This window comes from Rhodoferax ferrireducens, from assembly GCF_003347515.1.
In the GTDB taxonomy this organism is placed as follows: domain Bacteria; phylum Pseudomonadota; class Gammaproteobacteria; order Burkholderiales; family Burkholderiaceae_C; genus Rhodoferax.
Genome location: NZ_QEII01000285.1, coordinates 1 through 23805, shown reverse-complemented (window position 1 = coordinate 23805; position 23805 = coordinate 1). Strand labels below are relative to the sequence as shown.

21 protein-coding genes and 2 pseudogenes are annotated in these 23805 nt (G+C 56.5%); 14 read left to right on the top strand and 9 right to left on the bottom strand.

Annotation, left to right across the window (positions count from 1 at the left end; all coding sequences use genetic code 11):
- Positions 1-422: 422 nt before the first annotated feature.
- On the top strand, positions 423-1127 hold the full coding sequence (locus C5P05_RS17495; protein WP_114971124.1) for an enoyl-CoA hydratase/isomerase family protein: 705 nt from the start codon (positions 423-425) through the stop codon (positions 1125-1127).
- Positions 1128-1604: 477 nt separating this feature from the next.
- Here C5P05_RS17495 and C5P05_RS17490 read toward each other — a convergent pair whose 3' ends face one another.
- On the bottom strand, positions 1605-1961 hold the full coding sequence (locus tag C5P05_RS17490) for a hypothetical protein (RefSeq protein ID WP_114971123.1): 357 nt from the start codon (positions 1959-1961) through the stop codon (positions 1605-1607).
- 72 nt (positions 1962-2033) lie between these two features.
- Here C5P05_RS17490 and C5P05_RS33745 point away from each other — a divergent pair, with 72 nt between their 5' ends.
- The 7 genes from C5P05_RS33745 to C5P05_RS17460 all read left to right on the top strand — a co-directional run bounded on the left by C5P05_RS33745 (position 2034) and on the right by C5P05_RS17460 (position 7387).
- Positions 2034-2546 carry a hypothetical protein gene (locus tag C5P05_RS33745; protein ID WP_157979368.1) on the top strand — a complete coding sequence of 171 codons (513 nt, stop codon included), beginning with the start codon at positions 2034-2036 and terminating at the stop codon, positions 2544-2546.
- A gap of 293 nt (positions 2547-2839) precedes the next feature.
- Positions 2840-3121 carry a hypothetical protein gene (locus C5P05_RS17480; RefSeq protein ID WP_232834554.1) on the top strand — a complete coding sequence of 94 codons (282 nt, stop codon included), beginning with the start codon at positions 2840-2842 and terminating at the stop codon, positions 3119-3121.
- Positions 3122-3358: 237 nt separating this feature from the next.
- Positions 3359-4327, top strand: a complete 969-nt coding sequence (locus tag C5P05_RS17475; protein ID WP_114971120.1) for a DUF932 domain-containing protein — start codon at positions 3359-3361, stop codon at positions 4325-4327.
- Between the two features lie 120 nt (positions 4328-4447).
- Positions 4448-5458: a YqaJ viral recombinase family protein gene (locus C5P05_RS17470; protein WP_232834553.1), complete on the top strand. Its 1011-nt coding sequence runs from the start codon at positions 4448-4450 to the stop codon at positions 5456-5458.
- 109 nt (positions 5459-5567) lie between these two features.
- The gene (locus tag C5P05_RS17465) at positions 5568-6515 is read left to right on the top strand and encodes a hydrolase or metal-binding protein (protein WP_114971119.1); all 948 of its coding nucleotides are present in this window, start codon (positions 5568-5570) and stop codon (positions 6513-6515) included.
- Between the two features lie 15 nt (positions 6516-6530).
- Positions 6531-6704, top strand: a complete 174-nt coding sequence (locus C5P05_RS33740) for a hypothetical protein (protein WP_157979367.1) — start codon at positions 6531-6533, stop codon at positions 6702-6704.
- Between the two features lie 155 nt (positions 6705-6859).
- Positions 6860-7387: a hypothetical protein gene (locus C5P05_RS17460; protein ID WP_114971118.1), complete on the top strand. Its 528-nt coding sequence runs from the start codon at positions 6860-6862 to the stop codon at positions 7385-7387.
- A gap of 149 nt (positions 7388-7536) precedes the next feature.
- Here C5P05_RS17460 and C5P05_RS17455 read toward each other — a convergent pair whose 3' ends face one another.
- The gene (locus C5P05_RS17455) at positions 7537-7866 is read right to left on the bottom strand and encodes a helix-turn-helix domain-containing protein (RefSeq protein ID WP_114971117.1); all 330 of its coding nucleotides are present in this window, start codon (positions 7864-7866) and stop codon (positions 7537-7539) included.
- 351 nt (positions 7867-8217) lie between these two features.
- Here C5P05_RS17455 and C5P05_RS17450 point away from each other — a divergent pair, with 351 nt between their 5' ends.
- Positions 8218-8559: a DUF4190 domain-containing protein gene (locus C5P05_RS17450; RefSeq protein WP_114971116.1), complete on the top strand. Its 342-nt coding sequence runs from the start codon at positions 8218-8220 to the stop codon at positions 8557-8559.
- Between the two features lie 32 nt (positions 8560-8591).
- Positions 8592-9056: a DUF2628 domain-containing protein gene (locus tag C5P05_RS17445; protein WP_114971115.1), complete on the top strand. Its 465-nt coding sequence runs from the start codon at positions 8592-8594 to the stop codon at positions 9054-9056.
- Positions 9057-9170: 114 nt separating this feature from the next.
- Here the strand turns inward: C5P05_RS17445 and C5P05_RS17440 are convergent, their stop codons facing one another.
- Positions 9171-12323 carry an EAL domain-containing protein gene (locus tag C5P05_RS17440; protein WP_114971114.1) on the bottom strand — a complete coding sequence of 1051 codons (3153 nt, stop codon included), beginning with the start codon at positions 12321-12323 and terminating at the stop codon, positions 9171-9173.
- 243 nt (positions 12324-12566) lie between these two features.
- Between C5P05_RS17440 and C5P05_RS17435 the strand changes: the two genes are divergently transcribed.
- On the top strand, positions 12567-13112 hold the full coding sequence (locus tag C5P05_RS17435) for a phasin family protein (RefSeq protein ID WP_114971113.1): 546 nt from the start codon (positions 12567-12569) through the stop codon (positions 13110-13112).
- Positions 13113-13459: 347 nt separating this feature from the next.
- On the opposite strand, the gene C5P05_RS17430 is transcribed toward C5P05_RS17435, so the two are convergent.
- The 3 genes and pseudogenes from C5P05_RS17430 to C5P05_RS35305 form a co-directional block, all read right to left on the bottom strand.
- Complete coding sequence (locus C5P05_RS17430; RefSeq protein WP_232834552.1) at positions 13460-14146, bottom strand: methyl-accepting chemotaxis protein; 687 nt, start codon at positions 14144-14146, stop codon at positions 13460-13462.
- Between the two features lie 43 nt (positions 14147-14189).
- Entirely contained in the window at positions 14190-16478 is a 2289-nt protein-coding gene (locus C5P05_RS17425) for a putative bifunctional diguanylate cyclase/phosphodiesterase (RefSeq protein WP_114971112.1), read from the bottom strand.
- Between the two features lie 246 nt (positions 16479-16724).
- Positions 16725-16909, bottom strand: a pseudogene (locus C5P05_RS35305) (hypothetical protein); the annotation flags it as partial.
- A gap of 446 nt (positions 16910-17355) precedes the next feature.
- Between C5P05_RS35305 and C5P05_RS17415 the strand changes: the two are divergent.
- Positions 17356-17505 (top strand): annotated as a pseudogene (locus tag C5P05_RS17415) (HU family DNA-binding protein); the annotation flags it as partial.
- 176 nt (positions 17506-17681) lie between these two features.
- Here C5P05_RS17415 and istB read toward each other — a convergent pair.
- From istB to C5P05_RS17400, 3 genes are all read right to left on the bottom strand, one after another.
- Complete coding sequence (istB, locus tag C5P05_RS17410) at positions 17682-18488, bottom strand: IS21-like element helper ATPase IstB (protein ID WP_114971110.1); 807 nt, start codon at positions 18486-18488, stop codon at positions 17682-17684.
- Positions 18478-20004 (bottom strand): IS21 family transposase, encoded by a 1527-nt coding sequence (gene istA / locus C5P05_RS17405; protein WP_114971126.1) that lies wholly within the window; start codon positions 20002-20004, stop codon positions 18478-18480. Before istA ends, istB begins: the two co-directional genes overlap by 11 nt.
- Before the next feature lie 194 nt (positions 20005-20198).
- A complete protein-coding gene (locus C5P05_RS17400; protein WP_114971109.1) occupies positions 20199-20372 on the bottom strand; it encodes a transposase in 174 nt (57 codons plus the stop codon).
- A gap of 224 nt (positions 20373-20596) precedes the next feature.
- Between C5P05_RS17400 and C5P05_RS17395 the strand changes: the two genes are divergently transcribed.
- Together C5P05_RS17395 and C5P05_RS34985 are read left to right on the top strand one after the other, a co-directional pair.
- Positions 20597-21517, top strand: a complete 921-nt coding sequence (locus C5P05_RS17395) for an EAL domain-containing protein (RefSeq protein ID WP_157979366.1) — start codon at positions 20597-20599, stop codon at positions 21515-21517.
- A 23-nt stretch (positions 21518-21540) separates the two neighbouring features.
- A complete protein-coding gene (locus C5P05_RS34985; protein WP_114971107.1) occupies positions 21541-23295 on the top strand; it encodes a methyl-accepting chemotaxis protein in 1755 nt (584 codons plus the stop codon).
- The last annotated feature ends 510 nt before the right edge of the window (positions 23296-23805 follow it).

Genomic DNA, 23805 nt, shown 5'->3' with positions numbered 1-23805 from the left:
GATGCCGGTGTCGGGCAGCTACGTTGGTGCGGCTGACGCGTTCGCGGGAATGGAGGTCGAGGTCCGGGTAACCTGAGGTTGCCCCTGCTTATCGGACTCCTTGAATAAACCCTTTTCGGTGGTATGGGGCGACCGCTCTAGCGACACCAGTTTGTAAAGCTGGCAAACAGCTATGGGCACCCAAGAGCCGGCGGCGACAGGCTGGTCTGGAGCAGCCCAATGCGATCGCAGTCCCAACGACAGGTTTAAGGCGTGGGATTCGAGGTGGCCGTTGGCTCTTGACGACCAGTTGCAGTCTTACAGGTTGATTTCCTGGGTCGCGGATCAGGACTGGAAGCGATCCATGCGTTAAACATTCGTATGCGGTCGGACACGGGACATTGACGGTGCCACCGAATCAGGAGTACGGTTATCCTTTACCAATGACTGACCAAAAACTGATAATCAAACAAGACGCCGGTGTCTTGACCTTGGTACTGAATCGTCCCAATAAGCTCAATGCTATAGACAACGACTTAGCATCCCACCTGCAAAAATCACTGGATGCCGCTGCCACCGATGCATCCGTAAGAGCAATTCGCATTCTGGGTAACGGCAGAGCTTTTTGTGCGGGTCGCGATGTCAGTGAAGCCCCTACTGAAAAGGATCTTGAATTGGTCCAATCGGTTGCGTGGTCGATTGTTAGCAACCCCAAACCTATCATTGCCGCAGTCCATGGCTGGACCATAGGAGCTGGATTTGAGTGGATGCTCAACGCAGACATCGTGTATGCATCCGAAGATGCCAAGTTCAAATTGCCAGAAGCATCTTTGGGTGTCTTTGTCACCGGAGGACTGGTTGCCACATTACCTGCCGCTATTGGGTTGACACGCGCCAAGGCATTGATGCTGCTTGGGGAGGAATTCAGTGCGAGACAGGCGGCAGACTGGGGTCTGGTTTACCGTGTCGTACCGACAAATGAACTGAACGCAGTCACTCTGGACGCCTGCCGTAGGTTGGCAGAGCTTGAGCCTTCGGTTGCAGCGCAGTTCAAACGCGTTCTCAATCTGTTTGGTTTGGGAAACTTCACCAGGGCAATCGAAGAGGAATCGCGAGTTCACCGCACTCTTGGCGGCAGGGCTAAGTGATCCAGCATTAAACGCTTGGGTGAGTAGGGCATTAGTTCAATGCATTTGTAACTGGTCTAGGCGGCTTTGTGCAGTACCTGTCGCCAGTCGGGTTACACGATGCATCTTCTTGTTGCCCGGCTTGTGCATCGGGATAGCAGCATTTCTTCCGACAACCTCATCGGCGTGAAAGCCCGCAAAGGGCACCAAGCCGGCGTCCATGGTCGTCAGGTATCTGGTAGCCCGATTACGTGAATGTGGGATGCTCCATACCAGCCTGTCAATCACGTACGGTGACTGTTTGGTAGGACCACAAAATAGTGCGCCTGACCAAAGCGATGAACGCACCGGACTGACTGTTCCTGCAGACTGGAATACGCACAACTCGGCAAATTCTGTTTAGTCTAGAAATTTTCAGCCACATATCACCACCATGTAATGGAGGAGCATTCGTTCGATTGACCGCCCAATGTCATCCACGTAAGATGATCGCGCTCGTTAGCCCGGCGCAAAATCAATGGTGATGTGGTTCAAGTCTCCCAGTACGACATACCTTTTGCCTGTCTGTGAGATTTGCATGACTCCAAAGACCAGCACACGGGTTCCTGTCAACTGTTCCTTGTCGCTGATTCCAAAACGACTGAACAGATCCGCAACATGCTGTCCCGGTACACAAATGCTCAGATTAGCTTGTCCACCTGAGTTCAACCACAGCGTGTTCGCATGATCGAATTGGGCTGACACAAGCTGTCCAAAAAATCCATTCAACTTATAGCTATGCATTGGCGTTGTTGCGTCAAACGATACAAAAAAGTCTGCCACTGCGAATGTGCCAAAACCAGCCACGTCCACCATTTGATCTGATGTCCTGAATGCTGCTGGGGCAGTCAATAGACGCAGCAGTGGTCGCAGCCGCACGTGTTGAACATGGTTGCTATTGAAGCCGGCCCCGGCAACCGGTCCATCCTGAGTCCTGATGTCTTCAACATCGCCCGAGTGGATCGGTCGATCCCATTGCGCCGTAGCCCCATAGCCAAAATCCACAACCAGGCGGTGAGCAGGATGGCCATGGACATCACCATGGACTCTGGCATTGGCAGGAGCCTGCGCTGCGCGAAAGTGGCACCCGTCGGCATGGGGTCGAGCACCAAAACAGGCCTCCCGGTCATTTCGGGTCTCGGTGCGGAAAAAAGCATGTCACCCACATTCAGGACAGACCAAATAACGCCGCTTTTGCGACAAATCATCTGTTGGCAATCCCGCGAATTGCTGCGCGTTGTAAATCAAATCGTTCTGCGTGCATCGGGCAAATTCCATTTTGTTTTCTCCAATAAATTTCACAAATCATTTTTCCTGTTGGTAAACCGAAGGTCGCAACGGCTGTCACCAGGCTTTTGTTCTGGGGACTGTCATTGCGTAGGCTCGATCAACAAGCCGTAAGAACGGTGCATCTCATCGTTGGCTGCTTTTTGGTGGCCGTCGCGTCCAGTACGTTTTTGATGAATTCGCGAACACCGTTCTCAGACCATAAGGAAAAACTTTCACCAATGTCTTCCGCCGCAAACAGCTGACTGGATTCAACAAGCCATGCCCTTGAGTGGGCATTTATGCCGACGTAGCAGTTTTCACCCAGACGAGAGACTGGTTTTTCTTCTCTCAAACCTCAATCAGGAGCTTTAAAAATGACCTTAATTTGTCCGCATTGCCAATCAGATCGAATTGGCACAAAAAACTTGGCAAAGAAAACCGGCGGCGTCCTCGGCGCTGTGGCGGGCGCTGCCAGTGGCGCAGCCAGCGCCATGGGTGGCGCTGAACTGGGCGCCAGCGCCGGATTGGTTGCCGGCCCGGTCGGCGCCATCTTCGGCGGCCTTGCCGGTGCCATCATCGGCGGACTGTTCGGTGGCGCTGCCGGCGGCGCCATGGGCGCGCGCTTGGGCGAGGTGGTGGATGACAACGTCCTGGACAACTGTCACTGCCAGGATTGCGGTCACACGTTCAGCCTGAAACGGATCTGATTCATTTCATCCACTGCCTTATGCAGTCGCGGGCTTAGCCGCAGGGTGCTGGTCGCGCAGACCGTCATCATCCAGTTCTCCCTGACGCCAATCGCCTTGCCGACATTTGAATAGGCGTCGGCACCCCTCGCTTCGTTTTCCCTCAGTTCTCTTTAATCAACCCCAGGCACCGGCTTGCGCTTTGCTGTATCAACCCAGCGGCTTTGTCACGTGCGTCACAAATGAAAGAAGTCCCCAATGGCACACCTTATTCAATCCATGGCCTATACCGGCGAAACCCCCTGGCACCAGCTGGGCAATCCATTGCCCGCCAAACAGTCCATCGACGTCTGGGCCAAGGAAGCCGGCATGGACTGGAACATCTGCGAAACCCCGGTGCGCTATCTGACCGAGCAGATCGGCTCGCTGGGCGCCATCATGTCGTTCAACGAGCAGAAGGTGCTGTACCGCAGCGACACCAAAGCGGCGCTGTCCGTGGTCAGTGGCCGCTATCAAGTGGTGCAGCCCAAAGCCGTGCTGGAGTTTTACCGCGACCTCACCGAGATTTCAGGCTTTGAACTGGAAACGGCCGGTGTCCTGAAAGAAGGCAAGAAGTTCTGGGCGCTGGCTAAAACAGGCAAGGAAGCTGTCCTCAAAGGCAACGACGTCGTGAAAGGCTACATCCTGCTGGCCACCTCCTGCGACGGCACCCTGGCCACTACCGCCACGCCAACCACCGTCCGGGTTGTCTGCAACAACACCCTGGCCATTGCACTGAACGGCGCCAGCAGCGCCATCAAGGTGCCGCACAGCACCAGCTTCGATCCCCAAGCGGTGAAGAAGCAGCTCGGTATTGCGGTCTCGCAGTGGGACAGTTTCATGTACCGCATGAAAACCCTGTCCGAGCGCAAAGTTAAGAGCCACGAATCGATGAACTACTTCCTTAAGGTCCTGTGCCAGACCGACAGTCATGTCGATCCGGCGCAGGGCCTGATGAACGAGCGCGCGTTGAAGAAAGTGCAGGCCCTGTACGAAGGGCAGGGTCACGGCGCGGAACTGGCTTCTGCCGCTGGCACGGCCTGGGGCCTGCTCAACGCCGTCACCGAGTTCGTCGATCACGAGAAACGCGCGCGCAGCCAGGAATACCGTCTCGATTCGGCCTGGTTCGGGCAAGGCGCCAGTCTGAAGCAACGTGCCCTGGACTATGCGCTGCAACTGGCGGCGTGAACAGCAAGTAACTTCCCCGCACCAACCGTCAAACCCAACGACGGCACAAAGCCCCGCTCCATCCTGCATGGATCGGGGTTTCTTATTTGTAGCACCGAAATAACCATTGAAGGAATCACCATGGCCAACGCACACATGGCACCCAAGGCAGACAAGCCCACCCGGTTGCAGCCAGCCCTGAAGCTGGTCAAAACGCAGGACCTGAATCGCGAGCAATGGCTGACCGTCAGGAAAGGCGGCATCGGCAGTTCGGATGCCGCTTCCGCCGTCGGACTCAATCCCTATTGTTCACAGCTGGAACTCTGGCTGAATAAAACCGGCCGGGATGCCGGCCTGCCCAAAGTCGATCCCAAGGACCAGACCAGTCCCATGTACTGGGGCACCCTGCTCGAATCCATCGTGGCTGCGCACTACACCATGCGCACCGGCCACAAGGTCCGGCGCATCAATGCCGTGCTGCAGCATCCGACCGAACCCTGGATGCTGGCGAACCTGGACCGCGAAGTGATCGGCACACCGGAGGTGCAGATCCTGGAGTGCAAGACGGCGGGCATCAACGGCGCGCGGCTCTGGAAAGAGGGCGTGCCGGAATATATCCAGCTGCAGGTCATGCACCAGCTGGCGGTCACCGGAACACAGACGGCGGACGTGGCCGTGCTGATCGGCGGCCAGGATCTGCAGATCCACCGCATCGAGCGCGATGAAACCATGATCGCCCGCCTGATGGCGCTGGAACGGCAGTTCTGGCGCTACGTGGAAACGGATACAGCGCCTCCGGCCGACGGCTCGGATTCGGCGGATGTTGCGCTGCGCTGCCTGTACCCGCAGGACAGCGGCTCCGTCCTCGATCTGTCGCAGGACCTGGACATGTCGGCCGCGTTCTCCGACCTGCTGGCCGTGCGGGAAGTGCTGACCAGCAACGTCCTGCTGGAAGCCCAACTGAAGCAGCGCATCCAGCAACGCATGGGCGACGCCACCCAAGTGGTGTTCGAAACCGGCGACGTGACCTGGAAGCGCAGCAAGGACGGGAGCGGGCTGGACGTGGTCAATCTGCTGAAGGACCAGCCGGAACTGCTGCAGCGCTACGCCCTGGTCAAACCGGGATCACGGCGCTTTCTCGTGAATGTGTAAACCGGTGGACCCTGCTTGGGGGGTGCTGTGTGCCATGCGTATCGATCAATGGGCCTGCCTTCATTCAGATGAATAAGCAGGCCAGCCTCAATCAAAAAAAGGAATCAACATGCTTAAAGGTTTGGCGTTAACGCCACCGGTCATCGGCCGGATCTCCATCGGCAAAGTCGTGGAAAAGAACGGCAAGCGTCTGCCGGAGAAGGACGACGAATTCACCGTCACCAGCCAAGTGCAGGTGAAGGCGGGTTGGGTGAGTCATCCCTTGGACGAGACCCTGCGCAAAACGCCCACCAGCAAGCTGCGCAGCATTCCGATCCGGCTGTTGTTCGACGACCCGGACCTCAACCTGCGCGCCAATTACAGCCTGTTCGACCGGCAGACGGGGCGGCCCCTGTGCGTCGGCAATGGCGAGACATGTCGGCGTTCCCTGGCAGCCGGTGTACAGACATTGCCGTGTCCTTCACCGGAGGCCTGTGAGCTCGCTAGTGGAGGACACTGCAAACCCTATGGCCGGTTAAACGTGCGCATCGGCGATGACGACGAGCTGGGCAGCTTTGTGTTTCGCACCACGGGCTTCAACAGCATCCGCACGCTGTCGGCACGACTGAAATACTTCCATGCTGTCTCCGGCGGGCTGCTGTCCACCTTGCCGCTGGAACTGCGGCTACGGGGTAAATCGACTACCCAGTCACACCGCGCACCCATCTATTACGTGGATTTGACGATCAAGACCGGCATGACCATGGCGGACGCGATTGCCAGTGCCAGGGCGGAAAGCGAGTTGCGCAAGGCCGCCGGCTTCGATCAAGCGGCGCTGGATCAAGCAGCCCGGCAGGGCTTCGCTGCCGGGGCGTTCGAGGAGTCGGAGGAGGAAGGCGCGGCGGTGGTGGAAGAGTTCTTTCCTGATGAGTTGGAGGGGGTGTCAGCAGGCACGGCGGGGATGACCGCGATCAGGCTTGGGTTGGCTGACAAGCTGAATCAAAAAGCGGAAAAACTCAATGGCGCATCCGCATCGGTCACCTTGGCTGAACGGCATGCACTCCCCAGTCGAAATTGAAGCCGGGTGAGGGGTATGGACGTCATCCTGTACCAGCCCATCCGTGGCGGCTGGGAATTCCAGTACACCAGCGATTCAGAAACCTACCGGGGGTTTGACTCCGACCCGGCCCAAGCCAGAGTTCGGCTGCTGCGAATACTGGGCTGGGAGCGGTGGAGATTCGAGCGCGCCGACTTCCGGCGTTTCTGACGCCTCAGCAAAAAGCCCCGCGAGTCGGGGCTTTTTAGGGCGCTGTTGAAAAACATCACTGAGCCTGGCAAGCAGGCCGTGGCGATTTCTAGTTTCCTGGGTCACGTCAATCAGATGGAAACAGTGTCTTGCAAATAAACCAATCAGGAGTGAACATGAAAAAATCAAGCCAAACCGAGATCGTCATCCCCACGTGGGCGGACCGTAGGGGTCCGAGCTACTGGGGGGACATTGATTACGGCAGTCATGACAACCAGTCAACTTCGTTCTGGCTTTCGCTGCGTCGTGTCGTGCCGAGCGACAACAGTTACCTGAATGACGATAGCCGCGCCATCTGCGACATCGGCCTGTATGTCTGGATCAGCATTGACGGCACCGTCAGTATCGACGTGCGCTTGCATGAAGTGGGCTCCGTGAGCCTGTATGAAGGCGTGCAGCGCATCAAGTTACTCAAGCGCCTTCATGCCAGAGGGAAGGCTTATGCGTTCAACAATTTCCAACGCGGCACCAATGTGCAGGTCGAACTCACCAAGGCCCTGGGCGCCTTGGGTATCAGGCGAGCGCTCGTTCACCATGAAATTAATCAGTGTGAAACCTATGAGCCAGTGGGCCCTGTCATCCAGCGCATCGGTGACAACATCAAAGAGCGTCTGGATCGCATGAAACAATGCCGCGCGGCTTGATTGGTACATCCCATGGAAATGGGATCAAGATCGGTTTGCGGACAAGCTGAAGCAAAAGGCGACGAAATTCAATCCGGTTCAAGACGCATTAGCAGCGTTGTGATGGGAGCCAGGAAAACCGGCGCGAGCCTCAAGGCATCCCCGTGGGGCTACAACCTGGCTTTGGCTTGCCTCGCCACCGGGTAGGGCCTTGCGGTGCGGGGTGCGCGGGTAAGCGTGATATCGAGTCCACGCAAATGAGGCAGGTCAGGATTCATCAACTCATGCGCGGGCACACCTATGGCCCTGGCGATCAACTCGATGTTGTCAATTGAAATGTTGCGCTGTCCGCGCTCCAGCGTGCCGACGAAGGCCCGGTCAAGACCCGCTTCTGCGGCCATGCGCTCCTGCGAGATGCCCGCGTGAATCCGCACCAGACGGATGTTTCTGGCAAAAGTCAATCGAAGGGGCAGTACTTTAGTGGCGGCAGATCGTGGCATGCCTCCAATGCTGTAATCAAGAGGTGTTTAAATCCACGGTGTTTGAAGCCCATTAAGATAGGCGCATTCACTTTCGAGGGAGGGGCGCGCACAGGCACACCGGATTCCGGCAAGAACCGGCGGATCTGGGTACGCATTTTTTTAAACTTAAAGGGGATTCAAAAGCATCATTAGAAAAAACATAACTGCACACCGCAGCGGGCAGATCCGGCCATGGCCGTTGGCGCCGCCTGCGGACTGTTCCGCGGCCGTTCAATACAAGGCAAGCCTGCCAACGCGTGGACGGCCTTTCAATGTCAGTTGGCTTGGTCAGCCAACTTGAGACTCAACTCAAATTAAGGGACACCATCCATGATTTTTTGTAAATTTTGCAGGAAAGAAATTCACGAGGAAGCTCAAAGCTGCCCTCAGTGCGGAGGCGTTCTGAAATCTCCGGTATCGGCTACGGCAAACGAGGGCGGGTCACTCTGGATGGCGATTACCTCGCTGGTTCTTGGTGTCCTTGGCATTTTGGCGCTCGCGGAGGACTCGAAACACGGTAGGGACGAGTTGATCGGCATGGGGATCATTCTTTCCGCCGGCTGGGCATTGGGTGTCATCAGTCTGGGTAACAAAAAAGCGGGCAAGGGCATGGCGATCGCGGGAGTTGTCCTGTTGTCGCTTTCGCTGCTGGTCCTGCTCGGCTCGTTTTAATCAGTTCAACTAAATTTAAAAGGAAAAAAATCATGATTTACTGTCACGGATGCGGCAAACAGATTCACGAAACAGCACCGACTTGCCCTCAATGCGGCGCCCCTCAAGCCTTGCAGGTCAAGTCGGCGCAGCGGGCTCAAGCCGCATCCACCGGGCTGTCGGACGCCTGGACGCGAAGGTTTGCGTTAATCGAAAAAGCAGGCGGCCCCAAGCTTCCAAAAATGAAGGAACTATCATTCGCAGAACGCTTTCAACTGATCTTCAATATCTGGGCATTTTTGTTCGGACCGTTCTATTACGCTGCCAACGGGATGTGGAAGAAAGGACTCACGCTGCTCGGTGTGTGCTTGGTAGCGGTGATCATCCTGGCGATCATTTTGGAGGCGATCGGAATCTCTCCGGACGCCGCCGCCTTCTTTGCAGCGGGAGTGTTTTCCAGGCGCTCCTCCACGGATTTCTACAAAAAGATGGTGCTCGGGGATGACGGCTGGTGGTAACACTGGTGGCGATTGTCTTCAAAAGGGTTGCCTGGGCGCTGGCGTCCAGCAGTGCCGGCGCCAGCGGCACGCCTGCCTGGCCTTGCCCCTGCGGCAGAGGGCGGTTCGAATCGCTCATGAATTCAGTCCGGTACTGGTCAAAGTCACCAGCCTGCCGCGTGATCGCGAGTTCGCGCCCATGGTGTTCCACATGACGAGGTAGCGGGTGCGGTCAATCAGCAACTCGCATGGCGCCCCCTCAACGGCGCCCGAAATGGCGGTATCGACCGCAGGCAGGGCATAGGCCAACTCTACGCCCAAGAGCGGGGCCTGGCTTGCGAACAGCCGCTCGGCGGCTGTATTGACAAAGGCCATCAAGCCTTCGTTGTCCACGCCAATGATTGGCAGTGGCATGTGTTGCACGGCTTCATGCACGATCGCCAAACTGGCTTCGTCACGTTCAATCTGATGCCGCGTTTTTTGCAGGACGTCACCGAGCTGCCGGTTGGCTGCGACCAGTTCCTGATTGGTGGTGCGGATCCTGATATCGAGCTGCCGATTTTCTTCCAGCAATTCGCGGTACTCAAAAGCCTTGTGGACTTGTTCGCGAAGCTGATCGTCGTCCCAGGGCTTGGTAAGAAAACGATAGACAGCCCCCTCGTTAATGGCATCGGTGACGGACTGCAATTCGGTGTAACCCGACAGCACAATGCGAATGGTATCGGGGTAGTTGGCTTTGGCGGTACGCAGGAACTCAACGCCGGTCATGCCTGGCATGCGCTGGTCGGAGATGATAACGTCGACCTTGTGTCTGGAGAGCACGTCCAGGCCCTCGGCCCCGCTGTTGGCGGTGTGGATGACATGAGCGTCTCGCCTGAACAGACGCTTGAGCGAGGCCAGGATATTGGGTTCATCATCGACCAGCAGCAGGGTGCGTGGCGGCTTTTGCAGACGCAGCAGATGGGGCGGCAACTGCCGGCCCTCAGAAAAGAGTTCCTCGATAGCCTGAGCGGAGATCGGCTTGGAAAAGAAATAGCCCTGGATTTCGTCACAGACACTGGTGCGCATGATTTCGCATTGGGCCTCGGTTTCGACGCCCTCGGCGATGACTCTCAGGCCCAGACCATGCGCCATGGCGATGATCACCTTCACGAGCACGTTGTCACTTTGGCTGGTGGCTATGTCGCGTACAAAGGATTGGTCGATCTTGACCTTGTCAAAAGGGAAGCGCTTGAGGTAACTCAGCGATGAGTAGCCGGTGCCGAAATCGTCCAGCGAGAGCCTGAGGCCCAGGCTTTTGAACTCTTTGAGCATGGCTTCGCTGCGCGGTACATCGTCCATCAGTGCAGACTCGGTCACTTCCAGATAAACCAGATGAGGATCGACCCGGTAGTCGGAGAGGGCACTTTTAACTTGGCCAATCAAATCCGGATCACGAAACTGCAAGGGTGAGACGTTGACGGCCACATGTGGGACTTTGATGCCTTTGTCCTGCCAGGTGCGAACATCGCGGCATGCCCGTCGCAAAACCCACTCGCCAATGCTCTTGATCAAGCCCGATTCTTCGGCCAATGGAATGAATTGGGCAGGCGAGACACAACCCAGCTCGGGGTGGTGCCAGCGCAGCAGCGCCTCCAGGCCGCTGATTTGTCCGGACTGCAAGTCCACCAGTGGCTGGTAGAGCAGTTGCAGTTGATCCAGCGCAGCCGCATGGCGCAAGTCCTTGACCAGGTGCTCGCGCGCGAGCACCTGCCGGTACATGTCATCGCTGTAGAACTGGAAGGTATCGCGCCCATTAGCCTGGGCACGGTGCAAGGCAAATTGGACGGCCTTGAACAGCGCGTCGAAGTCGTTTCCATTGCCGGGGTAACTTGCGATGCCGATGGAGGCGGTCAGGGTCAGTTCGTGATCATCCAGCCGATACGGTTGAGCCAGTTTTTGCAGCAGGTCGGTGGCCAGGTGGGCTGCACCTTCAGGCGGGGTGTTGGGCAGCACCAGGACAAATTCCTTGCCACTTAGGCATGCCGCAGTGTCCTGGGCGCGCACCGAGTCGCTGAGCCGTTTGGCAATTTCCACCAACAGCTTGTCGCCGGCATTGTGGCCCAGGGTGTCGGTGCCTAACTTGAAGTGGTCAATGCCCACCAGCATCATGGTCAGGGGTTGGCTGGCGCGCTGCACCATGCTGATAGCGTGTGCGGTCCGGTCCTGCAGCAACGCGCGGTTGGGCAAGCCGGTGATGGCGTCGAAATACGACAGCCACTGGATGCGGTTTTCTGTAACCTTGGCATTACTTAAGTCGCTGAAGTTGCCCACAAAATGTGTCGTCTGCCCTTGCTCGTCCTGAATGGCAGAGATCAACAGCCACTCAGGGTACACCGTGCCATCTTTGTGGCAATTCCAGATTTCTCCAGACCATTGCCCCTTGGTGAGAATGGCCTCCCACATCGCAACATAGAACGCCGGGCTCTGCCGCCCGGAGTGCAAAAAGCGCAGGTTCTTGCCCAGCACCTCGGCCTCGGTGTAGCCGGTGATCGTGGTGAAGGCCTGGTTCACCATGATGATGGTGCCCTGGGGATTGGTCACCGTCATGCCTTCGCGGCTTTGTTCCAATACCCGTGCGGCGAGTTGGAGCTGCGTTTGTTGCGCCTTTAGCAAGGCTTCGGCCTGCTTGCGCTCGGTAATGTCGCGTCCGATGATTGCCAATCCCTTGCGTTGCCCCTCTTTGGTGAACAGCGGCACCTTACGCGTCTCTATGCTCATGCATTGACCGTCTTCCCCTGCCACGCTTTCTTCGCCTACCAGCAACTTGCCGGCCTGCCAAGCCTTTTCATCGCTCGCCAGGCATTCTTCGTGCGCTGCGCGCCATGCCGGATGCAGGTCCGCCAATTCCATTTCGGTTTTGCCCCGCCAGGGAAGGTTGTGTAATTGGAACAACTGCTTGGCTGGTTCATTGATGACCAGCCAGCGTCCCTCGCCATCCTTTAAGAAGACCGCATCGGGGATGGCTTCAATTAGTGCCGTCAGATGTTCATTGCGGCGCGACTCGACGAGTTGCCGTTCGAGTTCGACTTGCTGGTTGCGCATCGGCCTGAAGATCAGGAGATAGAGGGCGGGGGAGACGAGCGCGGTGAGCATGATCGGATCGACGAAATCCCATACGCCCAGCGACGATCCCTCGGTGAAGCCAGAGATCAGCAGCATGATCAAAAGCTCGATCACCAGTACGATCAAACCGACCACGATCACAGCCCTCGCAGGGGTCTTCAACAACACCGACAAACTTTTCATATGGCGTTCCCCAATTCAGACCATTCACCAACGACGGCATGCCTGGTTTTCACTTGGTCACGACATTGCACCCATTTGATGCCAAGTTGGCACTGCTAATTATTGCTGCAATGCAGCAATAATGCTTGCGCTCACTCTGGTTTTCCCTATAATTTGTCTTATGTTGCGCTGCAATATAAATAGCACGGCACGGCTTTTACTGGGCAAGCTCCAGATTCTCCCAATCAACTTAAGGAAATAGATATGAACAACACCGCCGAGCAATTCATCGCAACTAACAAAACCAATCTTCAAGCAGTGGAAGGTCTGACGACCCAAGCTTTTGCCGGTCTTGAAAAGCTGGTCGAGCTGAACATGGCTGCCTCTAAATCTGTGTTGGGCGAATCGTTCGGGCATATCCAGGCAGTTCTGGGTGCCAAAGATGTCCAGGAACTGCTGGCTCTGCAAGCTGACTTTTTTAAGCCTCTGGCCGAAAAATCTGCTGCCTATGTTCAGCACGTTCAAATCATTGTTACTGACAGCGGTGCAGAATTCACAAAAGCCGTTGAAGCCAAGACCGCAGAAGCTCAGAAGGCATTTGGCGGCGTGGTGGAAAACCTTGCCAAGAACGCTCCCGCTGGAACCGAGTCCGCGGTCGCTGCTTTCAAAAGCGCATTGACCGCCGGCCAGAACGCCATTGAATCCGCTCAGACTCAAGCTAAAAAGGCTGTTGAAGCTGCTCAGTCGAACTTCGCAGCAGCAACTACACAAGCAGTCGGTACAGCCAAGAAAGCTGCCAAGGGCGCTTAAATCCCTACGGCCTCAGGGCCGTGGTTATCAAACGGCACCTTCGGGTGCCGTTTGTGTTTTCGCTGGTATCAACTGGTCAAACTGGTCATGGTGATTGGGTCTTTTCGGAAAACCGGGGCATCGCACAAACGCGTGTCGGGCCATGAAGCCGCAGCAGTTTTCGAACCCCCATCGAAACTTTGCTAATCTGATGCTTCGTGACAGTGGAACAACTGACTGGAGAGCCCGTCGCGGGAAAACCGCACACCGGGTTCGGAGGGAGGGGACGGCGAAAGCCGTTCCCTACCCCTATTTAACGTAATGTCCAGAGCAAAACGTGCTCTATATACTGGACCTTTTACTTGCCACTAAGCGCTGGATTCTGCAAGCGCAGCCTGTAAAAGTTTGTCGATCTCGCCCGTAATGCCGGTCATTACGGTGGCCACCACCGAAAATTCACGTCCTGCAGTGCCGGCTCGCGCGGCGATGATTTGTGCGTTGAAGGCAACCATGTGCGCCTGCTTCGAAATGGCCTTGATTTCGCTCATTACGTCCAGCAGCTGATTCTTGGTTCTGCTGGCATGGCTGCGCGCCTCCTTTTCGTAGATGGCCGTGATGCTATTGAGAACGGCCAACAAGGGTGTCGTAGTTTCAATCAACTCGTCCAGCAAAACGGGCACCTGGCGCCAACCCGATTGGATCGCGTGTAGGGCACGTTCGGCCAATTCGATGAACTCGCGGATTTTCTTATCGCCTTGCTCTGGGCCAAAGTAGGCCTCTTGCAGGGAGGAGCAGAAGACACCCGGCAGCTTGTCATCGCCCTTGATGAGGGCGATGTGCGCATCTCTGAAAAGAACCAATGCATCACTGGCGACACCACCAAGCGTTGGGTCTTTTTTGGCAGCCAGTACCGCGTACAGCACCACGCGCTGCGACGTGAACCGCCGGCGCCCCGACAGGTTGATGAGGGTGGCGAAGACTTCACCGGACAGCTTTGGTGCCGGTGTTGGCGTTGATATAGGGACCATGGGTCTGTTGGCTATGGCGAGGGACATGAGGTCCAACCTTTCAAAAAATGAATGACTTCTCAACCTATGACTATTGCCGCCACCTCCCTGCGGGGTACTTCGTGAGTAGATCGGCCAGGCTCAGGGGTCGACTAAGCAAAAATCCCTGAATCAAGGTGCATCCCGATAGCTGAAGAATGTCCAGTTGCGATGCAGTTTCGACACCTTCGGCAATAACGTCCAGATGCATTTGGCGAGCCAGCTCAATGATGGTTTTCACAATCGCCCGGTCGTTGCTTTGATGCGGCAGATCACGAACAAATGTTCGGTCGATTTTCATGGAGGAAATAGGCAGGTTCTTCAATAGTGCCAAGGATGAATGCCCCATACCAAAGTCGTCCAGGCTGATCTCAAAACCGAGTTGGCGCAATGTGCGCATCACCGGGATCACCTGGTCTGGCCGCTTCATCAGCATGCCTTCCGTGAGCTCAAGCGACAGGTTATGCGGGTCAAGATCGAACGCCGTGGCCAGCGCGCGCAATTCTTCCGGCAAGGTGCTGCTCATGAACTCCGAGGCGGCCATGTTCACATGGACCTTGAGGTCCCTGAAATTGGCGCAGCGCAAGGTGGCCAGATCGCGGCAAGCCTGCTCAGCCACCCATTTCCCGATCTGCACGATGAGGTGACTTTGCTCTGCAATGGGAATGAACACATCGGGGGGAACCAGCGTACCGTCAGGGCGTTTCCAGCGAATGAGTGCCTCGACGGCATGCATTCGTTCAGTGGACATATCGAAGATGGGTTGGTACGCAAGAAACAGCTCTGGTCCGTGCAATGCATGATGGAGTTCGGTTTCGATGGTCAAGCGCCGGGCAAGTGATGACTGTTTCTGTGCCAGGGCATGCGGATTGTTGCTGGAAGAAATGTCACAACCGTTTCGGCCGTTCTGCTTGATGCGGTACATCGCCGCATCTGCGCTACGAAGCAGTTCGGGGCTCGTTTCGCCATTTTCCGGGAAAGTGCTGATGCCGATGCTGGCCGACACCGTCACCTCGACGCCCTCATAAGCAAATGGGGTTCGTGCCGCCTGCAAAATGTTTTCTGCCAGCGCGACCAAGTGTTCCACTGAGTCACCTGGCAGTAGCAGTGCAAATTCATCGCCTCCCAAGCGACCCGCGCTGGCGCCCACTGGCGCGAGGGCCTGTAAGCGTTGTGCAAATTCACGCAGGACAACGTTGCCGGCCTCGTGACCGAACGCATCATTGATCGGTTTGAAGCGGTCAAGGTCAATGAAGATCAGACCAAAGGATGTCTTGGCCTTTGCCGCACTTGCGCATGCTTGGGTCAGTAGTGCGTAAAAGTGGCTCCGGTTGGCGAGTCCTGTCAATTCGTCAACCTGCGCCAAGTGAAGAATGATGGCCTGTTGTTCAAGTCGTTGCGCCATGCGCGCGATGAATGCACCGATGGTCGTTGACAAGTTAGGCAATTGCGCTTCTGGCTGGCGCGACAAGCTACTGTAAAACTCCAGCACGCCTGGGCTGTGCTGGTGGCCGTCATCAGAAACATAGGTGACCGGGAAGACATAGCCTGACCATAGTCGGCATTCCCTTGCACTTGCGCGTCGCAAGAAACGCGAGTCATTGGTCATGTCTTCCACCCAACTGGCTTCACCGTCTTTCCAAACCCTACCGACCAGACCTTCACCGGGTGCCATGGAAAGGGTCAAGCTTTCTTTGCCGAAAGAGCCCATATCGTGTTCGGGGTGGTGCCAAAAGTGCTTGCACGCGAGCCGTTGCGTGCCTTCGGGTGACTGCTCCAGTGCCCAGTAGGCGCCCCAGTCCCAACCGAGATTTTTACATATCAGCTGGATGACATTGATGACGGCGTCGCCCAGCGTGTGTGACCCGACTAAAAATTCCGTCAATTCGAAACCCAATCGTTCGCGCATGGCCGCGTGCTTGATGGGAGTGACGTCAAGCAGTATGCCGCTGACGAGGTGCGGATTGGCAAGGTCCAGAGGGAGCGAAGTCAGACGCAACCAGCGCAACCCGTCCGTGGCGGTGATGACGCGAAAATCACTATTGATGGGCAGGTGGAGCTTGCTGGTGAAGATCAACAACAGACGTAGCATGTCGTCCGAGACAACGTAGTTGAAGCAATCGTCCAACCGATGGTGATGCCCCGCTTCCACGCTCAAATAGTGTGCTGCGGTGGCGGACAGTACTATTCGAGAGGTTTCGGGCTCAAACCACCAGCGACCGAATGATGCGGCCTCTTCTAGCGCGGCTGGTACGGGGCTTTGCGTCAAGGCCACATGAAACCGTGCCGAAATGCTCGGGCTCTGAGTAGCCAATGAACTTACGTCGACAATTTCAGGCATGGTGACTACGCAGAGTGACTTTGTGATTCACCATGCATCTTTCGTACCAGGCTTAATTGGTGGTTTGTGCAATTTGCAATAAGTGAATCCACCTGTGGTCGTACCAAGATGGTGCACTAAGGTCTGTGTTGGTGCCTAAAAGCTGGCTTGGCAGAAGTTCGACGTCTGGGCGGTGAACTGGGGCATTACTGGTAACCGCAGCCTTGGTTCTTTCTGGTGGCCGCCAGACTGCGGGGAGCAGTTGCAGCGCACTGGCGCATGCCCTTCCTTGAAACAACGGTACAGCGCGTCCGCCGCCTCGACTTCAGTGCGCGATGGCTTGGTGCATACCGACAGATGTCCACGAGCTGGCCATTGCAACGCACCGGCGCGGCAATAGCACGCACCCAGCAATGGTCGCCATCCTTGCGAAGGTTCTTGACCAGTGTCGTCTAATCCGGCATTGTTGACTTGATCCCTCCGGCATTGCCGGCCATTCGCGGGAGCATTGCGTTGTCAGGCTCGGGCTCTTCATCTGCGCCGCCGCACTTACCGGGGATTGCAGTTAGCTCAGATGAGAAAACGATCTACATGATCGACAACAGTGGGTTCACCGCAGATAGTCATACAACGCATCCCCGTTTGGGGGATAGCCATGTTGGCACATGACACCTAGAATTTGCCAATCAGAGCCGTCTAGCCCCGTGCCTTGCACCACAAGTCTTTCACACTGAGCAAACCTTGCTCCTGCAAGCACGCGTTGGAGACGGCCTGCTGCGTCGCCGGGTTTCTCGCCATGTGCTGCTGCTATCAGAGGCGGTCAGAAAGCGCCAAAAAATGGCGCTCAGGCGTGCTTTTTGGGCAGTAGACTGGGAAGTTGATATATTCTTCGGGGCAAATGAATCGATCAAACCTTGTTGAACTTCTAGCCGCCCGGTTTACTCAGTTGACGCAACGTGATGCGGAATTCGCTGTCACGACCATTCTGGATGCGATGAATGACGCGATGGTGCGCGGACACCGCATCGAGGTCAGGGGTGTCGGCGCCGATTGAATATTGACCCAGGGCGGGTAGCTGCTTTTTGAATTGGCAACTGTGGATAAGTGTACTCAGTGGCTGGTTTTGAGGTTCCCCTGTCTTGGTGTTTTTTGAATTGGAACGCAAGCAAGGGGGAAAGGAGCGAAAGGCGTAGCCCGTAGCGGATTTCCCCCTTGATGACACTCTCAGAACGGCTCATCCGGCACTGCCGCGTTAAGGCCCTTGCGCTTTTGCTCGCGCGCCCTGATGCGCGACTTGGCAGCCATACTGCTGTGTTGGAAACGGTATGACTCGTTTCCCGTCTCCACGATGTGGCAGTGATGGGTGAGCCGGTCCAGCAACGCCGTCGTCATCTTGGGATCAACAAACACGGCCGACCATTCGGAGAAGCTTAAGTTGGTGGTGATGACCACGCTGGTGTTCTCGTACAGTTTTGACAGCAGGTGAAACAGCAAGGCGCCGCCGGCCTGGCTGAACGGCAGGTACCCCAGCTCATCCAAAATGACGACGTCCATGCGCATCAGCGACAGCGCAATCCGACCCGCCTTGCCCTGCGCTTTCTCCTGCTCCAGCAAGTTGACCAGATCGACCGTGGAATAGAACCGCACCCGCTTGCCCCGAGAGGCGATGCCCGATACCGCCATGGCGGTGGCCAAGTGCGTTTTGCCCGTGCCCGGCCCACCGATGAGCACCACGTTCTGTGCCGTGTCGCCGAACTCCAGCGTGGCGAGCCGCCCGACCAGGTCTTCGTCGACCTTGCTTGATGCAAAGTCAAAGCCGGCCAGATCCCGGTGCAGGGGGAACTTGGCCGCCTTCATCTGATGGCTCACCGAAGCCATGGCCCGATGGGTGTGCTCGGCCTGTAGCAGGTGCTCGATCAGCCACTTTGAGGACGCGATTCCCGTGTCCCCCAGGGCCGTCAATTCCTCCCAGGCGCCCACCATGCCGCGCAGGCGCAACTCCTTGAGTTCGGTGATGACATCACTGCGCATGGCTGACCTCCACGGTGTTGCTGGTGGCCACGCTCATTGTGCTGCGAAGGCTGTCGTAGCGGCTGGTGTTTGCCAGCGGCGCCTCCTTGAGTTGCAGGGTGGTCTGCACCGACTCTGGCGCTGGCTTGGCGTTGAGCCTGGCCAGTACATTGAGGACGTGTTCGGCGCTGAGCGCGCCAGACTCGATGACCAATTCCACTGCCACCAGCACGGCCTCCAGCCCCGCCGTGGGCGCGGCAGCGAGCACCTGCGCCAAGACCTTGTCGCCGCCTGCGTGGCGCAGCAGGCCCTGCCTCAGTCGCTGCAGTGGCGCTGGCAGGTCGGCAAAGGGTGCGCCGTTGCGCAGGGCCCCAGGCTTGCGCTGTACCAGGTCAATGTAGTGCTGCCAGTCGTAGCTGATGCGGCCACGACAGATGAGTCGCTCATGGCTGGCGACGATGGCGTCATTCGCCACGATGCTGACCCGATTCGGATACAGCCGGGTGCTGACTTTGTGACCCGCCAGTTCACACGGAACCGAGTAGCGGTTGCGTGCCACCGTGACCAGGCAAGTGCTGCTCACCCGCGCCGGGTTCTCGACATAGCCGTCGAATGGGGTAGGCACGGGCATCATCTCGGCGCGTTCTTGTTCCAGCATTTCCAGTACGCTGAATTCCCGGTACTCGGGGTGGCGCAACTCGCTCCACAACGCACGGCAGCGCTCGCCCAGCCAGGCGTTGAGCTCAGCAAACGATCCCCACTGAATCTTCTGCGCGTCCAGCCAGATACGCCGGCGACTGTCCTGCACGTTCTTTTCCACCACCCCCTTCTCCCAGCCCGAGGCGACGTTGCAAAAATTGGCGTCAAACAGGTAGTGCGCACACATCACAGCAAAGCGCGCGTTGACCACGCGACCCTTGCCCTTCTTGACCTTGTCCACAGCCGTTTTCATATTGTCGTAAATGCCCCGGCGGGCGACCCCGCCCAGCGCGGCGAAGGAGCGGGTGTGAGCATCGAACAGCATTTCGTGTCCCTGGCCAGGGTAGGCCACCAGCCAGAACGCGCGGCTCGCGCACAGCTTCAGGTGGGAGACCTGCAGCTTGTAATAAATGCCACCCACCACCAGACCTTCATCGCTCCAGTCAAACTGGAATGCCTCGCCCAACTCAAACGTCAACGGCACAAAAGCATGTGGCGTCTTGCCCTCGCTCACACGCCACTCGCGGATGAAATCGGTGACACGGCTGTAGCAGCCGGTGTAGCCGTCGGCCTTGATCTGCGCAAACAGCGCCTTGGCCGTGCGCCGGTTTTGCTTGTTGCGATGGGCGTCGGCCTTGAGCGCCAACTCCAGCGTCACATGAAACGCGCTCAGCTTGCCCGTTCCGGGAGTACGCTGGTATGTCGGCACCGCCGCCTCATCCGGCTCCCTGAGCCACCTCCTGAGCGTGTTACGCGACAAGCCGGTCTGCTTGGCAATGGCATGCAACGACATCTTGTCGCGCAGATGCATCCGTCTGATTTTTCCCAACATTTCCATGGTGATCACCTTATTTGCTCCTGCCTAAAAATAAGGCAGAGCCAGTAAAACACCTGGGTCAATTTTGGATCGGCATAACCTCTATAAGTGGGTCAGTTTTCGGTCGGCGCCAACACAAATAGACAACGGCGTGTGACTGTCCTTCATGACGGCGTCTGCCATGAGCGATACGTTGGCTTGGCATGCACGGCCTCTCAAGACGACCGATGTACGCTTGGCAAAACGGGGGGCTCGCCGCTATTCCCGCACTTCGTGCAGATAAACCCGTGCGGCCATCGCAGGTGCTCAAGGTACTTTGCGCAAGCCGCTTCATCGGGGAGTACCCGCTGAAACTCGGGAAGCGTCGTCGGGAAACCGCGAGGGTCCATGCTCGAAATTTAGCATCGGGGCACCGCTTTGGCAATCAACCGGATAGGCAAGGTACCGACGATACAGCGCCTTTGCTACAGCTGTGTGTCAGTCGCGGTGTTCACTGCACAACACAATTCGTACCTGCTGCGTAACTCTTGCAACAATTCTGTAACAGAAATCAATTAGTATTTACCCCAGCACAAGAAATTTACCAAAAAAGTCGATGCCTTAGTGAATGCCTATGACGTTGACACTTTTCAACTACGTTCCGGGTCTCGATGGCGGTTTTTTAATAAAGGGAGGGCTGGTCATGAATTTTGTTGACCTGACGGAAATAGGTTCCTCCGTGCGCGGATGGGATTGGTCGCAATTCATCGCTGACTGGAATCCTGATTCACGTCGAGCCGTGCAAATCCATTTCGACGTCGATTTCGGGTTTTGCGCTCACCACGATGGTATTGTGCTGCGGTCTGCTTTTCAGCCCATCTTCTCAGCAACAAATCCTAGCCCTGTGGGACATGAAGCCTTGCTGAGGGCGACGGATAGCTTGGGTCAAAGCATTTCCCCAGAAAGGGTCTTCGAGCGGACTGCGAAGTTGGATGACACGATTTTTCTTGATCGTATTAGCCGCATGCTGCATGTGGTGAACTTTGCCCGGCAGAACTCAGGGGACGCCAAGTTGTACCTCAATATGGATGGGCGCAATCTAATGACCGTCAACAGCGGGCAGCATGGGCGCTTTTTCGGACCACTCCTGGAAATGTGCGGCCTGCCCCACGAAGCACTTGTTCTGGAGATTTTGGAGTCACGTATCAGCGACCATGATCGCCTGGTCGAGGCGGTAGCTGCCTATACCTATCAGGGTTTCAAAATCGCGATTGATGATTTCGGGGCACGTGATTCCAACTTTGACCGGCTCTGGATGCTGTCACCCCATGTGGTCAAGATGGACCGTTCACTGATTGTCAAAGCTGACCAAGATCCGCGTGTGAGACGGATGCTGCCCAAGTTGGTTGAAATTGTGCATGACCTTGAGGCTGCCGTGATTTTCGAAGGCATTGAAACCGAAATCCAGCAGGCTATTGCGAGGGAGGCCGGGACGGATATGGTGCAAGGTTTTTTGTGCGCAAGACCATCAGCAACGATCCGCCAAACCCAATAACCGCTACACATAAGGAAAATTTTATGAATTTCAACGATATGAAAATCTCCACCCGACTCACCCTCGGGTTCGGCATGATGGCGCTTTTGATCGCTTTTATGGGTGCCATGTCAATAATGAAAGTGACCTCGGTGGGGCAGGGCTTGAACCAGCTTACCGATGACCGTATGCCTCGGCTGGCAATGCTCAATGACATCAACCATGGCGTGATGCAGATCGGGCTGTCGATGCGCAACATGGTCATCATGAGCAACCCGGATGATGTGAAGAAGCAAGTGGAAATTATTCAGTCGGACCGCCAGAGCATTGCCGACAATATCGACGAGCTCAAAAGCAAGATCACGAACGAAAAGGGCAAGGCACTACTGGAAAATATTGTCGGTGCCCGGTCCGCCTTCGTGCCGACGCAAGTGAAGTACATCGAACTGGTGGGTGCTGGCAAAACCGATGAGGCCAAAGCGTATCTCCTGTCGGACGCCCGGCCAGCGCAAATGGCGTATCGCAAAGCAGTGAACGAGTTGATCAATTTCCAGAACGTGCTGAGTAAGGTGTCGGCCGACGATGCTAACTCTGCCGTCGCAAGTCTCAAGACTACTGTATGGGCTTCGGGAATCATCGCACTGGTAATCGCCGTGCTGATGGGCATCTGGATCATCCGCTCCATAACGCGCCCTCTCAACCAGGCCGTGGATATTTCGCGTGCGGTCGCCGCAGGAGACTTGAGTCTTCAATTCGATGTCAAGGGCAAGAATGAAACTGCACAATTGTTGATCGCACTCAAGGAAATGCAGACCAGCTTGGCCGATGTGGTTGGCAAGGTACGCCAGGGCTCAGAGGCAGTAGCTACTGCCTCTACCCAAATCGCGCAGGGAAATCTGGACCTGAGCACGCGCACGGAGAGCCAGGCCAGCGCCTTGGAGGAAACGGCGGCCTCCATGGAGCAATTGTCTTCTACCGTCAAGCAAAACGCCGACAACTCCAGGCAAGCCAATCAACTGGCGCAAAGCGCCTGCAGCGTCGCGGCCAAAGGTGGTGACGTGGTGTCCCAAGTGGTGGACACCATGAAGGAAATCAATAATTCATCCAAGAAAATCAGCGACATCATCAGTGTGATTGATGGCATCGCCTTTCAAACCAACATCCTGGCGCTGAATGCGGCTGTGGAAGCGGCACGGGCCGGTGAACAGGGACGCGGCTTTGCCGTGGTGGCCAGTGAGGTGCGCAGCCTTGCCGGACGGTCTGCCGATGCGGCCAAGGAAATCAAGAGCCTGATCAACGCCAGCGTAGAGCGCGTGGAGCAGGGCACGGTGCTCGTTGACCAGGCGGGTGTCACCATGACCGAAGTAGTGAGCAGTATTCGCCGCGTGACCGACATCATGGCTGAAATCAGTGCTGCCAGCCACGAGCAGAGTCTTGGGGTTTCCCAAGTGGGTGAGGCCGTCATGCAGATGGACCAGGTCACCCAGCAAAATGCGGCACTGGTGGAAGAGATGGCAGCAGCGGCCAGTAGTCTGAATACCCAGGCAGGGGACTTGGTGGAAATCGTGACCGTTTTTAAATTGGACGCAGGCCAGAGCCTGTCCACTGTGAAGGTGCGTTCACCTATTCCGCAGGGTACACCCTTCAAGGGTGAAGATCGCCGTGGTGTATCGACGAACAAATTGAAGCCCAAAGCAGCGGCCCCCAAGGCCGTGGCGACGCTTGCTCCTACACTGACACCTTTTGGGCGAGACAAAATGGCTCTCGCAGGTGGCGGGGGTGATTGGGAAACCTTCTAAACCCCCAGCCCATCGTTACTGAATGCGAGATGCTGCCTGCTCCATATACTGGTCATGAATTCCCCCTGAGTGTGGCTTGTAGCCTTGGTTTTCGTGGTTTTCTCGGATTATTTTCAGATCAGTAGATGGCATGGTCACATTGGCCTCAGATACCAATGACAACGCGCCTTGCGGCGGGACTGCCTACTTATTTGCGTGAAATATTCGGGCTAGCAGGCTGCTGAAATACCTCCCGGCATCTCAAAATCGAAAACTATCGACCTCATAAAACGAGCTACACGCTATTTTTTCGAGGGTGCCAAGGGTAAGCGGGCCTTAGAAATTTCCAACTTTTCACCTTGAAACCAGTATTTCAGCAGCCTGCTAGGCCTGTGTTTACGACTTTAATCCGATGGGAAATCCCCCGGCTTTGCCGGGGTGGCAGTAGAAGTTTGACGTATAAGTAGGTGTCCATCGCAGAAACTTCCAATCGTGAGCCGCCAAGCAAACGAAAGGAAAAAACTGGATGGA

Coding starts and splice junctions, on each gene's coding strand:
- C5P05_RS17395 (WP_157979366.1), top strand. CDS start 20,597: ATGACGTTGACACTTTTCAACTACGTTCCGGGTCTCGATGGCGGTTTT.
- C5P05_RS34985 (WP_114971107.1), top strand. CDS start 21,541: ATGAATTTCAACGATATGAAAATCTCCACCCGACTCACCCTCGGGTTC.
- C5P05_RS33740 (WP_157979367.1), top strand. CDS start 6,531: ATGGACGTCATCCTGTACCAGCCCATCCGTGGCGGCTGGGAATTCCAG.
- C5P05_RS17440 (WP_114971114.1), bottom strand. CDS start 12,323: ATGAAAAGTTTGTCGGTGTTGTTGAAGACCCCTGCGAGGGCTGTGATC.
- C5P05_RS17400 (WP_114971109.1), bottom strand. CDS start 20,372: ATGGACCCTCGCGGTTTCCCGACGACGCTTCCCGAGTTTCAGCGGGTA.
- C5P05_RS17445 (WP_114971115.1), top strand. CDS start 8,592: ATGATTTACTGTCACGGATGCGGCAAACAGATTCACGAAACAGCACCG.
- istB (WP_114971110.1), bottom strand. CDS start 18,488: ATGCGCAGTGATGTCATCACCGAACTCAAGGAGTTGCGCCTGCGCGGC.
- C5P05_RS17460 (WP_114971118.1), top strand. CDS start 6,860: ATGAAAAAATCAAGCCAAACCGAGATCGTCATCCCCACGTGGGCGGAC.
- C5P05_RS17465 (WP_114971119.1), top strand. CDS start 5,568: ATGCTTAAAGGTTTGGCGTTAACGCCACCGGTCATCGGCCGGATCTCC.
- C5P05_RS17425 (WP_114971112.1), bottom strand. CDS start 16,478: ATGCCTGAAATTGTCGACGTAAGTTCATTGGCTACTCAGAGCCCGAGC.
- C5P05_RS17430 (WP_232834552.1), bottom strand. CDS start 14,146: ATGTCCCTCGCCATAGCCAACAGACCCATGGTCCCTATATCAACGCCA.
- C5P05_RS17495 (WP_114971124.1), top strand. CDS start 423: ATGACTGACCAAAAACTGATAATCAAACAAGACGCCGGTGTCTTGACC.
- C5P05_RS17470 (WP_232834553.1), top strand. CDS start 4,448: ATGGCCAACGCACACATGGCACCCAAGGCAGACAAGCCCACCCGGTTG.
- C5P05_RS17490 (WP_114971123.1), bottom strand. CDS start 1,961: ATGGTGGACGTGGCTGGTTTTGGCACATTCGCAGTGGCAGACTTTTTT.
- C5P05_RS17450 (WP_114971116.1), top strand. CDS start 8,218: ATGATTTTTTGTAAATTTTGCAGGAAAGAAATTCACGAGGAAGCTCAA.
- C5P05_RS17475 (WP_114971120.1), top strand. CDS start 3,359: ATGGCACACCTTATTCAATCCATGGCCTATACCGGCGAAACCCCCTGG.
- istA (WP_114971126.1), bottom strand. CDS start 20,004: ATGGAAATGTTGGGAAAAATCAGACGGATGCATCTGCGCGACAAGATG.
- C5P05_RS17455 (WP_114971117.1), bottom strand. CDS start 7,866: ATGCCACGATCTGCCGCCACTAAAGTACTGCCCCTTCGATTGACTTTT.
- C5P05_RS17435 (WP_114971113.1), top strand. CDS start 12,567: ATGAACAACACCGCCGAGCAATTCATCGCAACTAACAAAACCAATCTT.
- C5P05_RS33745 (WP_157979368.1), top strand. CDS start 2,034: ATGGTTGCTATTGAAGCCGGCCCCGGCAACCGGTCCATCCTGAGTCCT.